Consider the following 12,453-nt stretch of genomic DNA (forward strand, 5'->3'; position numbering starts at 1 on the left):
GAGACGCTTGGGTAGGAATATATCCGGTCTATTCTGACATAGTTAGGCGAAAGCTGTGGGTAATTTGGCTGTCCTGTGTACCCTTAAGAGATGCGCCTAAGGGTTGATCCGGTGTTAGAAAATACAATAGGCAAACGGCGAGCGGCGGTATGACTTCAGAACCTCAATTTATCCATCGGCTCTTGGTTAACGACGATCGCGGTCAGCGGGAGTTTACCCTAACGGCATCTATGTATCTGATTGGGCGGGATTCAAGATGCGACATTTGCCTATTTTCGCAGTTTGTTTCTCGTCGTCATGCCACCCTCATTCAGCTTCCTAGAGAAGATGGAAGTTACTTTTACCGAATTGTAGATGGCACGCTAAAGGGACGTTCGAGTGTCAATGGCCTACTGATTGACGGACGTAAGCTAAAATCTCACGAACTGCAAAGTTCGGATGAAATTGTGTTTGGTCCAGAAGTGAAGGCAACCTATTACCAACTCAATCTCGAGGGCGGCTTAGTTAGCGACATTAGCGCTATAGATACGGTCGTTCCAGATCATCTATAAAGTTGTACTTAGACATTTTTTTGCTAAATAAGATACTAAATAGATAAGTGTTTTTAGCGAGAATGAGTAGTAGGGTATCGATGAATACAATCGCGCTCTATCAAACGGTAGATTTAGCGTGGATGAGCAACACAGATTATTCTTTTGTCAGAAAGTGGGCAACCTGATCGGTAAGATGTGTCTGCCATAGTGTTAGTAACCGTTTAGTTCATTCTTGAGAAGGCGGTCATGTTAAAGGTTGTTGTCGCGCATAGCATTGATCCAGATTCTCAATTTGCCGTCATAGAAGTTTTAGAGCAATGTCACCTCGCTCTAGCAGGAGCAACTCCACAGGCAGCAGTATTATTTGCCGCGATTGACTTTGACCATGACCTGATTCTGAATCAGATTGACCAAACCTTTCCGGGGATGGCATTGATTGGTGGAACAACAGATGGAGAAATTTCTTCTGTACTAGGCTTTGAGCAAGACTCACTCACCCTGATGTTGTTTTGCTCAGACACGATTACGATAACGGCTGGCATGGGACGCAGGGTTTCTCAAGATGCGATCGCGGCTACTGAAACCGCAATTCATCAGGCATCTGTAACTCATACAGACTCCTTGCAATTCTGCATTGCTATAGCGGAGAGCCTCACGATCGGGGGAGGGCGAATTTTAGACAGCTTGAATCAGGTGCTTGGAGAACAGGTTCCTATTTTTGGTGGACTTACAGCAGATCAGTGGCGAGCAAAGCAGACCTATCAGTTCTGCGGAACCGAAGTGTGCAGTGATGCGGTGTCCGTTCTCCTATTTTCAGGAGCCATCTTGTTTTCTCATGGGGTTGCTAGTGGCTGGCACCCCATTGGGAAACCAGGGTGCGTCACCAAAGCGGCGGGCAATGTCGTTTATGAAATCGATAACAAACCTGCTCTAGAGTTTTATCACCATTACCTGGGAACCTTACCTCCCTCTGCTGAATATCCACTAGCCGTGTTTAATGCTGATGGAGCGCATTACTATATGCGGGCACCTAGTGGTATCCATGACCCTATTAGTGGTAGCATCACCTTCTTTGGCGATGTCCATGAGCACGTAACAGTACAAATTACTGAAACAACCCATGACATAATTTTGTCCGCTTCAAAAGCCTCAGCTCTGCAAGCCTTAGAGAGTTATCCAGGAGAAGCACCCGATGCCGCTTTGTTCTTCTCTTGTTCCGGTCGGCGACAGATTTTAGGCAGTCGCACCAAAGAGGAATATCAACTCGTCAAGACCTGTCTGCCCCATTCGCTACCAAGCTGTGGGTTTTATACCAATGGTGAACTCTCGCCATTGGTACAGAAAGAGCCGACTCACTTTCACAATGAAACGTTTATCACATTGCTATTAGGAGAAGCATAAATGTTGTCAGAGGCAATGGAGCAGCAGGTAACGATAGAGGCGCTAGAAAAAGAAAATCGCATCTTGCGAAAGAAGCTAGAGCGGGCGGAAGCCACTTGTCTTCAGCTTGAAGATACTAATCAGAAGAAGGAAACGTTACTGAGACAGGTCATTGAGGAGCTAAAAGACTCCCAGAGGGCATTGGAAGAACAGCGCCGTGAGCTAGAACAGATGCTTATAGATCTCAATCGTGTTCATGCTCAATTAGTACAAACAGAAAAAATGTCCAGTTTGGGACAATTAGTAGCAGGGGTGGCGCACGAAATTAATAATCCAGTCAACTTTATCTACGGCAACCTATCTCATGTAGAGGAACATGCTCAAAATCTGCTAGATTTTTTGCAACTCTACCAAAACTCCTATCCGAATCCGACAGCTGAAATTGAAGCTAAGGCAGAGGCAATCGATCTGGAATTTGTGCAAGAAGATTTGCCGAAGATACTGGATTCTATGCAACTCGGCACCGATCGCATCCGCCAGATTGTGCTGTCGCTGCGCAATTTCTCACGCATGGATGAAGCCGAATACAAAGCTGTGGATCTTCACAAAGGCATTGACAGCACGCTGCTAATTTTGCAGCATCGCCTGAAAGGCGAACCAAAGCATTCTGCGATCGCACTCACAAAGAACTATGGCGATTTGCCTCTGGTTGAATGCTACGTTGGTCCACTGAATCAAGTCTTTATGAACATTTTGGCAAACGCGATCGACGCTCTAGAAGAAGTGAACGTTGATCGAACGGATCGGGGTATTCAAGATCAATCTAATCGGATCACAATTTGCACTAAGGTTGTGGATACTCAGTGGGTGCAGGTAACGATCTCAGACAACGGACCTGGCATTCCCGAAGCCATTCAGCAGAAGATTTTTGATCCATTCTTCACGACCAAGCCTATTGGTAAGGGCACGGGCATGGGAATGTCGATTAGTTATCAGATCGTGACTGAAAAGCACGGTGGCAAGTTGGAGTGTTTATCCAGTGCTGCAACAGGAACGGAGTTTGTGATTCAAATTCCAATTAAGCAGCAAATTCAAAGTGCGCTCTAACACTTCTACTCCGCTCCATAATATGTTCGTACTGAGTTTTCACAAGTAGAAAGATCTCGTCGTCAGAGATTTAGGAAAGATTTAATCTCTTCAACTACATTTTGCAGATCGATCTGGCTCCATTACTGGTCACTGATTTCTATACTTGGGCGCAAGAATAAGCATAGAATCCAGTCCCGTAAAGTCTGAGTTGGGACAATGCTGCCTTTGAGTTTAGTTAAGTACATCGCCGTAGTTCAGCTTCAACAGCGTTACTTCAACAGCTTTATTGTAAAACTGTCTTACTCTCGTGTTACTTTATCTCTACTTCGTTGCGTTTTGGCATGAAAAGAGTTTTAGGTTCTGTGTTGTTGGCGATCGCAATGACTGTCATCATAGTGACTTCGGCGGGAGCAAATCAGTCGCTCAACATCGTTTATCCACCGAAAGATCATCAGACGACGGCGAAGCAAATCTTTCTGATTGGAACGGCTCCGATCAAGGGTGAGGTTTCAGTCAATGGTAAGGTGATTTCTCGCAGTCAAGCAGGACATTTTGCGCCGAGTTTTCCGCTTGTGGTAGGAGATAACCCGTTTACTGTGCGCTACGGAGAGCAAGCTGTTGAGCTAAAAGTGACGCGCACTTCAACAGAGCCGCCTGCACCTCAAGGGGCAACTTTTGGTCAAGATTCTCTAATGCCTGCTGTGGATATCACTCGATCGCCCGGAGAACTGATTTGCTTTAGCGCGATCGCACCTTCCAATGCGTTAGTTTCGGTCAAACTGAGCGATCGCATCATTCCGCTACAGCGTCAAACGGCGATCGCAAATCTCCCGGCTAACTCTGGCGTTCTCACCGGATTAACCCAGCCGACGACGACTAAAGATTCAGGGCAGTATGCAGGCTGCACGACGGCTCAGACCGCAGGCGAATTGGGTCAACCGCAGTATCTTCTCAATCTGAATGGAGCAAGTTTCGCCCAAGCTGCTTCTGGAAAGATCACCATTCTCGCGCCCACGCAGCTAGACCTTGTAGAGGTAACGGCGGACCCAGGAGCAGCACGAACGGGAGCAAGCACCGATTATTCGCGCCTTACCCCGTTACCCAAGGGAACTCGCGCCACTGTGACGGGTCGAGAGGGAGAGTGGCTACGGTTAGACTATGGCGGTTGGATCAAAGCGAGTGAGACGAAAGCTGTTCCTAGCTCGGTTCCGGTTAAGTCCCTCATTCGTGGCATTACGTCGCGGGTCGTTGGAGACTGGACAGAAGTTCTATTCCCGCTTCAAACCCCGGTTCCGGTATCTGTTCAGCAAGAAGATAAAGTCTTTAATCTCACGCTTTACAACACAACAGCGCAAACCGATACGATTCGATTAGCAAATGAGCCAGTGATTGCTAGATTAGACTGGCAACAAATAGAGCCAAATAAAGTCGAATATCGTATTCGCTTAAAACCCAATCAACAGTGGGGATATAAACTTCGTTACGAAGGAACAACGCTAATTCTGTCGCTAAAGCATCCACCGCAGCAGCGCCGAGCGAATGTTCGCAGCACGTCTGCCCTCAAAGGAATCAAGATTGTGCTTGACCCTGGACATGGCGGACCTGAAGATCAAGGGTCGAGAGGACCAACGGGCTACCCAGAAAAAGATGTAACCCTGTTGACGAGTCAGTTATTACGTCAAGAACTGGTGAAGCGAGGAGCAACGGTTGTCATGACTCGCACCGCTGATATTGACTTGGATTTGCCACCACGTCTAGCCACGATCGCGAAAGTAGAACCCGCGATCGCGCTGAGTCTTCACTACAATGCGCTCCCAGATGATGGCGATGCGATTAAAACTAAAGGGGTTGCGGCGTTCTGGTATCAAACTCAATCGCAAAGTCTGGCAGAATTCTTGCACAGCTATTTGGTCAAGACCCTTAACCGCCCATCTTATGGCGTGTTCTGGAACAATCTAGCGCTGACCCGCCCGACCGTAACGCCATCGGTGCTGCTGGAGCTAGGATTTATGATCAATCCTGATGAGTTTGAGTGGATTCGCGATCGCAAGGAGCAAGAGAAGTTAGCGATCGCGCTGGCAGATGGGGTCACGGAGTGGCTTATGCAAACTCAGTAGACGACCACGATTCCTCTAACGCAAAAACTTTCGAGAGTTCAGCGCTCCAATTTGCGTAATTAAGAACTCTCGATCTTGCGTTGCATTCAGCGATCGCGCAATCTCTAACGCTTGCTCATAGTAATTTTTTGCGCCCACCATGTCGCCTTTCTGACGGTGATATTGTGCGATCGCTTTAAGAGAAGTTAGCACCTGCATCGAATCGTTGTCTGTGCTAGCGAGTGCCAGTCGTTCGTTGAGGGCAGCCGTTAAATTAGCATCTTGCCCTAGTCCTCGATAGGAAGCAATCATCCCATCTAATGCTCGAAACTGAGTGGGCCGATTTGAGCCTTGCTGCCCCAAGAACAAGGCTTGACGATGGGCAATGTAAGCCGCGCGGTAATCTGCGATCGCTTGGTAAGCATCCCCTAAATTACTCAGCGTATTCGCTTCCCCGATCAGATCTTTGGACTGCCCGCGAAATGTTCTCGCTTGCTCTAGCTGCCCAATCGCCTTTTGATACTGACCTTGCAGATAAGACACCAAGCCGAGATTGCTCAACGAGAGGCCTTGTCCTACGGTGTGCCGAATCTGCTGGGAAACGTTCAGCGCTTCTGCAAACGTCTTTTGGGCTTCGAGCAGGCTGCGTCTCTGCACCAAAATCGTGCCAATGTTGTTCAGAGCGTAAATTTGACCTTGGACATCTTGGTTGTCGCGCGCGATCGCAAGTCTGCGCCGAAAGGCATCATCCGCGTTGGCTAACTGTCCGACCTTAGCATAGGTATAGCCCAATAGGTCATAGACGCGCCCTTGAGCCTCTACATCTCCAATCTGATGATAGAGTGCGATCGCCCGTTGCCACGATGCGATCGCACTGTCCACCTGTCCAATTTGTTGCTGTTGAGTGCCGAGTCGCACCTCGCGATCGGCTTCACTTTGGAGGGTTCTTTGCGCTCCCTTAGAATCTGAATTTAGTTGTTGAGTCAGATCGGCTGCCCTGCTCGGAAGCCCGATTGCACCTGCTAAAACAGAAGCGGAAACCAGTCCCACTGCAAATCGAGCCATCCTTGCCATAGTCAACCTCCACCATTAGAAAAATTCGAGTTCTTTTAAGCTGTCGTCCAGCGCATTTGACCCATTGAATGATCGATCAAACTGCACAGGTTCTTGCTTAGAGTGCCCACTCATGTAAATCTCTCTAATGTCATCCGGTAGATTATTTTCTAACAGTCGATAGCCTTCCTGCAAATGTCTCTTCACCTCTTCTGGTGGAACGTCCTCTCCTTCGGCTTGTAGGTAAGCCGAAATCCGAGTTTCGCTCCAGTGAAACGTCTGTGCCATCAGTACCATCAATCGGGTCGCGGCAGGCAGTTGAGCCAAGGCGCGATCGAGATAACACCAGAACGGCGGAGAAGCCGCTTTTAAGTTGTAATGAATTTCTTCAACCGGAGGCAATTCTGCATCATTGATTCCAGAGGCCGTCACAGCCAACAGCCAGCCCTGAAATGTGCCTCCCCCGTCACTAAAGGCACGGAGATCAACGCCAACTAATTCGTGAAACACATGCCGCCAAATTAGTGCAAACAAGTAATCTGCTTGAACAGGTGATTTAGCCGCGTGCTGAATCAATGTATACACCATCGGGCTGTAGCGGCAGAACAACGCTACAAAGTACTGCCCAGCGTCAGGATAACGCTGGTATAGCGTTAAAAGCTCTTGGTCGTTGTAGTGAAATAGGGACTTAATGATCGGATGATCAGCTTCTGGAAAGGTTGGAATGGGCACAGCTTTATCTCAGAAGAACTACTCGAAAATGCCACTTACTATATAACAGTGACTTTTGGCAAATGGCTCAAGTTTCTTGAGAACCAAAATGAAGAACTGGAGACATGAAGCGCGAGAAAGCCAGGAATAAGAGGGATCTGAGCTTTGCCTCTAAGTTTTTTAGCCGCTTCAAGTTTCCTCACTTTATGAACTTTCTTATTTTTTTGAAGACTCTTCCTGCTTCAATGCTTTACCCTCCAAATCTTACGGATCTGCGTTTGTCCCCTTGTTAGAATGAAGTAGCTCCGCAATACTAGTAGCTAAGCTGTAGATACGTTTGTAAGCCTCTCGCGCCAGTAACTTAATTTATGATGGATACTTTATTTTCTACGCAAGGCATCATGGTTATGCTCCTTGGTGCGTATGCCGTTGCGATGTGGATGTTTCTGACCAGTGCGCCTAAAGTTCACACAGTTATGGTGTCAGACGTAGAAGGGGCACGAGACTTTTATGAAGGCATGTTGAGTCTGCCGATTGCTGAGATTCCACTTCATTACTATTACAACTATGAGCAATCTCTAGGAACGGCTGGAATTGACCCGATGTATCTTTCTAGCAGCATGGGCAGCACAACGGCTCGTGGAAATGGTAATGATGGACTGTGGTATCAGCTCAAGAAAAATACTCAACTCCACGTGATTTCGGGCGCAAGTCTGGGTGAAAAAGAGCGCGATCGCCATGTTTGCTTCGATCGCGATTGTCTCGATCAAATTCTGCTAAGAGTTCAAACGCGCGGCTTGAAGCACAAAATTCGCCGCGAGAAACCGCTTAATTTTCTAGTTAAAGACTATGCGGGACGGGTAATTGAGCTTGCAGAAGTTGCAAACTAAAAACTCTGTTGATAACCATTATTTGGAAGGAGCAAACCAGGGTTTGCTCCTTTTTTATTGCCTGATATTTCTCAGATTCAATTACTTGTTTAAAGGAGAACATTCTCCTACGGAAGCTAAAGTGATGTCGCCATACCCACGCTACCAATACTCACAAAAATCCGCCCCATAGGAGCGGAGGAGTTATGGTGATTTGACTCTAGGACACATTGTTATTGTGTCGAAAAACTAGGTTTAAAACTGTATAAAGCGTTGCTTAAGAAATAGTATTTTACCTTTTTAGAAAATTCACGGTTAAAACAGTCACAGTGTTTTCATTGCTTCTAAAACTTGCGACGACACAAAAGGAAGGATTGCTTCATTTGTGCTGTGCGATTTTCCTTCTATAAAAACTATCAGTAGATAAGGTCGGACATTGGGAAACTCGACATAAACTGCGTCGTGCCGAACTTGGCTTGTGAGTCCGGCTTTTGACCACACCCCTGTCTGTGGCGGCACGCCTGCACCGACAAATCCAGTCACTTGATTTTCAGGGTCGGCGTCGAGGTCGGCAGGGTTCAGCGATCGCTGCATTAAGGTCATCATTTGGCGCGATCGCTCCGGGGTCACAGCGACTCCGCCTACAATACTGTGTAATAATCGCGCTGCTGCATTGGTGGTTAGCATGTTGCGATTCTCAAAATTCTCGCCGTAGAACGCTCGTTCTCGCCCGTAGGGTCCATCACACCACGTTTTCTGGTTGATGTTCACGGTTGCCAGTTCGTCCCAGCCCAATGACTGAAAATATCGGTTTACAATGTTGCGCTGAGATTTCCAGGTTTCAAACGGCGCATCCGGGATTTCAGGTCCTCCAGTGGTTCCGGTTAGCACATCAACGACGTAACCTGTGGCGTCGTTGCTAGAGTCTACAATCATGTCTCGGAGTGCCCGATCGAGTTCTGCCGAGGCAGGAATCATGCCACGCTCAAGCCATTCGTGCGCGGCCACTAGATAAAACAGCTTCACCACACTCGCCGGATAAACGTTTTCTACGCCCCGGTAAGCATAGCCGCGTACGGGTCGCTGCCAAAAATCTTCTGGTGCGATCGCGCCTCCCGTATTCACAAACACAGGTGGATCGTAGACAATCCATGTCATTGCCAGTTGGTTGCATGCGAGTCCTGGAAATTCGGCAAATGTCGAGTCGAGGATGAGATCGCCTAAGGATTCGAGTTGAGTGTCTTTGTGGAAGAAAGTCATGGCGGGAATGGGGTGTCGAGGGTAGGGTATGGGAAAAAACCATGTAACCTATACCCTGTATCCTGTTTCAGTCATCTCAATTTCAGTCATCTCAATGCAGTATCTCACCAAAGCCAACTTAAATCTCTACAACTCCCCGCAACTGAGCGAACTTGCAACTCAAGCTGCCGTTGGCAGATATCTTAAAATTCTAACCTCCACCTCTTCGATTCACGTTCGGCTTTGCGAGGACGACTATCCAGGATGGCTTGATCCAAAGGATTTACAGCATTTAGAGGAAGTGAGTGAGGCTTATGTCGCTCCGGTTTTAACCGAGTGTGAGATTCGCGATCGCATCGAGGGCGCGATCACATTTACCCACGTGGCTATGTCTGTTCCAAATCGGTATCTCTGGGGCGGAACGGTTGCTCCCAATTACGATTGCTCTGGACTAATGCAAGCGGCGTTTGCCTCTGTTGGCATTCGGCTACCGCGAGATGCGTATCAGCAAGAAGCCTTCGTCAGACCGATTGAACAGGATGATTTAATAGCGGGAGATTTAGTCTTTTTTGGATCGCCCGAAAAAGCAAAGCATGTGGGATTGTATTTAGGCGATAACCGATACATTCACAGTTCTGGGAGAGACATTGGACTGAATGGAATTGGCATTAGTGAGTTGTCGCTTGAGTGCGATGATGTCAGTCGTAACTACTATCTTCAGTGGCGCGGTGCTGGACGAGTTGTAGAAAGCTATCAGCCTAATGGTTCTGAAGCAAATGATAAATTTAGATAGGCAAGGACACCACTGGAAGCGAGGCTAACGTTATGACACAGTTAATTGGTCAAACGAGCGACCAGCGTACGATTCATCCCGGTCGATCGTGGGAACAGTTTAAGCTGATTCAAAAAGGCTTTGAAGGTTCTCCAGGAGTTCGCTTATTCTTCTATAACGGCACAATTGAGATTCTCATGCCTGGGTCAGAACACGAATTTTTTAAAAGCATTATTGGGATGCTGATCGAAATCTTCTTTCTTGAAAAAGAGATTGAATTTGCCCCCACTGGCGCAGTTACTCAGGAAAAAGAAGGTATCGCGTCAGCGCAAGCAGATGAGTCTTACTGTATTGGAAGTTTGAAACCTATTCCTGATTTTTCGATTGAGGTTGTGTTTACCTCTGGAGGAGTCAGTAAGCTGGAGCGCTATAGATTATTAGAGGTTCCTGAAGTTTGGTTTTGGGAAGATGGGCTATTCAGCTTGTACCGCTTGCGTCGGGATGCTTACGAGCGAATCGATTGCAGCGAAGTTCCTGAACTAGCAGACCTTGACTTTGAGTTGCTCGCCCGATGTGTCTTAATTGCTCAAACCTCTAGACTTGCTGCCGCTCAAGAGTTTCGTAGGGCTATTCAAAGCAAGTAATCTGGATTGGTTACTGATAGAGTAATCTGAACTGTGATTCTTTTCACCTTTGCGATCTCAAGCCCATCATCTACATGAATCCTTCTCTTCTCCAAAGCGGTGTGCCGTCTTCTACGCTCCAGCCCGATCTCTCTGTGGTTGTGCCGATCTACAACGAGGTAGAGAGCATTCCGAGTTTGCTCGACGCGATCGCAACTAGCCTCACCGCGCACAACTTGAGCTACGAAATCATCTGTGTCGATGATGGGTCGAAGGATGGCTCAGATACGTTGTTGAAGCGAGAAGCGATCGCGCGCACCGATCTAAAAGCTGTGATTTTGCGCCGCAACTATGGACAAACACCAGCGATGGCCGCTGGATTTAGTCAGGCGAGAGGAAAGGTGATCGTGACGCTAGACGGAGATTTGCAGAACGATCCAAGCGATATTCCGATGCTGCTAGAAAGATTAGAAGATGGCTACGACCTAGTGAGCGGTTGGCGGAAGAATCGACAGGATGCTGCGGTTACTAGGGTAATCCCTTCAAAAATTGCCAATTGGCTGATCGGACAAGTGACCGGAGTGCAGCTACACGATTACGGCTGCTCGCTCAAAGCGTATCGTTCTGAACTGGTGGCGGATATGAATCTGTACGGCGAGTTGCATCGCTTTTTGCCTGCTCTGGCGTTTATTGAGGGGGCAAGAATTACTGAAGTGCCCGTGAAGCATCATTCTCGTCGCTTTGGTCAGAGCAAATATGGACTCGATCGCACGTTCCGCGTGGTGATGGATTTGCTCACGGTGTCATTTATGCGGAAGTTTCTCACTCGCCCGATGCATGTGTTTGGCTTGTTTGGGGTGGTGTCGCTGTTGACCGGAAGCGCGATCGCGCTCTATCTCGCAATCCTCAAACTTGGGTTTGGAGAAAGCATCGGTCAGCGTCCGTTGTTGATTTTGGCGGTTGTTTTATTCCTCGCTGGACTCAATCTATTTAGCTTTGGATTAGTGGCAGAGATTTCGATGCGGACTTATCACGAGTCCCAAGGACGCCCGATTTACCGAATTAGAGAAGTCGTTGGACGAACAGAAGAGGGCGCTCCTAAGGAGTCGCGTTTATAGATTCGCTATTCTCCTTTCCATGCTGCGATCAAGTCGTCGATCGTGGTTCCGAGAATGCGCGACAAGGGAGAAAGTTGATAGCTCTCGATCTCTTCTCCAGCGTAGATGGCGCGGAGTTCTGGGATGGAGAGGCGATAGGAATCACAGAACTTGGCAAATTCATCATTGTTGAGGTCGAGATTTTGCTGGCGCTCTTTTAACAAAGAGGCAATCATCGCGGTTCCGGCTAGGGGACGATTGGTGTTGTTGAGATAGCGCTGTACCATTTCGTTCACATCGGAATTGCCGCCTGTGCGAGCAATGAGGTCGTAGCAGGCTTGATGTAATGCTTTTTGCACTCGCTCTAGTTCAGAGAGTTGGTTGACGATGTGTTTGGCGTAGTTGGGTTTGCAAAAGCCTACGGTGGAGCCGTTGTGAGATACGGGAACATAGCTGTCTTGCGAATCGAAGTGCCAGGAAGAAGTGAGTTGCGACATAGGTATGGGCAAGTAGAATGCGTTTTTTCAGAGTGCCCTGTGGTGTGTAGTGGATTGACAGCGATCGCGCGATTACTGCAAAGCAACTTCGATTGAGGTTGTGGAAGTGTGCTTGTTGATTATGGCAATCAACGATAGAGTTTATCGGTTTTCCAGCGTTTCGGATTGGTTTGAATGTATTGGCGGATGCGATTGAAGGCGGCGGGGTCTCGAATGATGTGGTCATGAAATCGAGGTTGCCACGCGAATTCAGGTAGGGTTTTACAGATTTCAAATTTGCATCGTCCTTTGTACCAGCGGATGATTTTTGATATGGAATCGTTGGACAACATCGGGTTGTGGTTGGCGGTTACGCCGCCGGAATGGGTCGATCGATGGGTATTGTGGTTTGTCGTCGTAGAGACGCGATTAATCGCGTCTCTACCGTCGTCGGGTAACCGGGTAGTGCTATAGATCTGTTGTTAGTGCCTAGATCGATAATCCAAACTCAAATC

13 protein-coding genes are annotated in these 12,453 nt (G+C 47.9%); 9 read left to right on the top strand and 4 right to left on the bottom strand.

Going from position 1 to position 12,453, the window contains the following annotated elements:
* Window positions 1-149 precede the first annotated feature (149 nt).
* From AC5JLB_RS01060 to AC5JLB_RS01075, 4 genes are all read left to right on the top strand, one after another.
* Window positions 150-551 (top strand): FHA domain-containing protein, encoded by a 402-nt coding sequence (locus AC5JLB_RS01060; RefSeq protein WP_495872002.1) that lies wholly within the window; start codon window positions 150-152, stop codon window positions 549-551.
* Window positions 552-779: 228 nt separating this feature from the next.
* Entirely contained in the window at window positions 780-1,934 is a 1,155-nt protein-coding gene (locus AC5JLB_RS01065) for an FIST signal transduction protein (protein WP_495872003.1), read from the top strand.
* Window positions 1,935-3,020: a sensor histidine kinase gene (locus tag AC5JLB_RS01070; protein WP_495872004.1), complete on the top strand. Its 1,086-nt coding sequence runs from the start codon at window positions 1,935-1,937 to the stop codon at window positions 3,018-3,020.
* 323 nt (window positions 3,021-3,343) lie between these two features.
* Window positions 3,344-5,119, top strand: a complete 1,776-nt coding sequence (locus AC5JLB_RS01075; protein WP_495872005.1) for an N-acetylmuramoyl-L-alanine amidase family protein — start codon at window positions 3,344-3,346, stop codon at window positions 5,117-5,119.
* Window positions 5,120-5,134: 15 nt separating this feature from the next.
* Here the strand turns inward: AC5JLB_RS01075 and AC5JLB_RS01080 are convergent, their stop codons facing one another.
* Entirely contained in the window at window positions 5,135-6,172 is a 1,038-nt protein-coding gene (locus AC5JLB_RS01080) for a tetratricopeptide repeat protein (protein ID WP_495872006.1), read from the bottom strand.
* 15 nt (window positions 6,173-6,187) lie between these two features.
* Entirely contained in the window at window positions 6,188-6,883 is a 696-nt protein-coding gene (locus AC5JLB_RS01085; protein ID WP_495872007.1) for an RNA polymerase sigma factor, read from the bottom strand.
* A gap of 380 nt (window positions 6,884-7,263) precedes the next feature.
* On the opposite strand from AC5JLB_RS01085, the gene AC5JLB_RS01090 reads away from it, so the two are divergent.
* Entirely contained in the window at window positions 7,264-7,752 is a 489-nt protein-coding gene (locus AC5JLB_RS01090) for a VOC family protein (RefSeq protein WP_495872008.1), read from the top strand.
* 303 nt (window positions 7,753-8,055) lie between these two features.
* Here the strand turns inward: AC5JLB_RS01090 and AC5JLB_RS01095 are convergent, their stop codons facing one another.
* On the bottom strand, window positions 8,056-8,991 hold the full coding sequence (locus AC5JLB_RS01095) for a serine hydrolase (RefSeq protein ID WP_495872009.1): 936 nt from the start codon (window positions 8,989-8,991) through the stop codon (window positions 8,056-8,058).
* A 28-nt stretch (window positions 8,992-9,019) separates the two neighbouring features.
* Between AC5JLB_RS01095 and AC5JLB_RS01100 the strand changes: the two genes are divergently transcribed.
* From AC5JLB_RS01100 to AC5JLB_RS01110, 3 genes are all read left to right on the top strand, one after another.
* The gene (locus AC5JLB_RS01100) at window positions 9,020-9,763 is read left to right on the top strand and encodes a C40 family peptidase (RefSeq protein WP_495872010.1); all 744 of its coding nucleotides are present in this window, start codon (window positions 9,020-9,022) and stop codon (window positions 9,761-9,763) included.
* A gap of 32 nt (window positions 9,764-9,795) precedes the next feature.
* Window positions 9,796-10,386, top strand: coding sequence for a Uma2 family endonuclease (locus AC5JLB_RS01105; protein WP_495872011.1), 591 nt, complete (start codon window positions 9,796-9,798; stop codon window positions 10,384-10,386).
* Window positions 10,387-10,460: 74 nt separating this feature from the next.
* On the top strand, window positions 10,461-11,483 hold the full coding sequence (locus AC5JLB_RS01110) for a glycosyltransferase family 2 protein (protein WP_495872012.1): 1,023 nt from the start codon (window positions 10,461-10,463) through the stop codon (window positions 11,481-11,483).
* A gap of 5 nt (window positions 11,484-11,488) precedes the next feature.
* On the opposite strand, the gene AC5JLB_RS01115 is transcribed toward AC5JLB_RS01110, so the two are convergent.
* On the bottom strand, window positions 11,489-11,959 hold the full coding sequence (locus AC5JLB_RS01115) for a hypothetical protein (protein WP_495872013.1): 471 nt from the start codon (window positions 11,957-11,959) through the stop codon (window positions 11,489-11,491).
* A gap of 312 nt (window positions 11,960-12,271) precedes the next feature.
* Between AC5JLB_RS01115 and AC5JLB_RS01120 the strand changes: the two genes are divergently transcribed.
* Window positions 12,272-12,412, top strand: coding sequence for a hypothetical protein (locus AC5JLB_RS01120; RefSeq protein ID WP_495872014.1), 141 nt, complete (start codon window positions 12,272-12,274; stop codon window positions 12,410-12,412).
* Window positions 12,413-12,453 lie beyond the last annotated feature (41 nt).

This window comes from Myxacorys chilensis (genome assembly GCF_059505265.1).

Excerpts from the sequence above, each read along its gene's own strand:
- AC5JLB_RS01120 (WP_495872014.1), top strand. The coding sequence starts at position 12,272 with ATGGAATCGTTGGACAACATCGGGTTGTGGTTGGCGGTTACGCCGCCG.
- AC5JLB_RS01110 (WP_495872012.1), top strand. The coding sequence starts at position 10,461 with ATGAATCCTTCTCTTCTCCAAAGCGGTGTGCCGTCTTCTACGCTCCAG.
- AC5JLB_RS01075 (WP_495872005.1), top strand. The coding sequence starts at position 3,344 with ATGAAAAGAGTTTTAGGTTCTGTGTTGTTGGCGATCGCAATGACTGTC.
- AC5JLB_RS01090 (WP_495872008.1), top strand. The coding sequence starts at position 7,264 with ATGGTTATGCTCCTTGGTGCGTATGCCGTTGCGATGTGGATGTTTCTG.
- AC5JLB_RS01070 (WP_495872004.1), top strand. The coding sequence starts at position 1,935 with ATGTTGTCAGAGGCAATGGAGCAGCAGGTAACGATAGAGGCGCTAGAA.
- AC5JLB_RS01095 (WP_495872009.1), bottom strand. The coding sequence starts at position 8,991 with ATGACTTTCTTCCACAAAGACACTCAACTCGAATCCTTAGGCGATCTC.
- AC5JLB_RS01100 (WP_495872010.1), top strand. The coding sequence starts at position 9,020 with ATGGGAAAAAACCATGTAACCTATACCCTGTATCCTGTTTCAGTCATC.
- AC5JLB_RS01065 (WP_495872003.1), top strand. The coding sequence starts at position 780 with ATGTTAAAGGTTGTTGTCGCGCATAGCATTGATCCAGATTCTCAATTT.
- AC5JLB_RS01105 (WP_495872011.1), top strand. The coding sequence starts at position 9,796 with ATGACACAGTTAATTGGTCAAACGAGCGACCAGCGTACGATTCATCCC.
- AC5JLB_RS01080 (WP_495872006.1), bottom strand. The coding sequence starts at position 6,172 with ATGGCAAGGATGGCTCGATTTGCAGTGGGACTGGTTTCCGCTTCTGTT.
- AC5JLB_RS01115 (WP_495872013.1), bottom strand. The coding sequence starts at position 11,959 with ATGTCGCAACTCACTTCTTCCTGGCACTTCGATTCGCAAGACAGCTAT.
- AC5JLB_RS01060 (WP_495872002.1), top strand. The coding sequence starts at position 150 with ATGACTTCAGAACCTCAATTTATCCATCGGCTCTTGGTTAACGACGAT.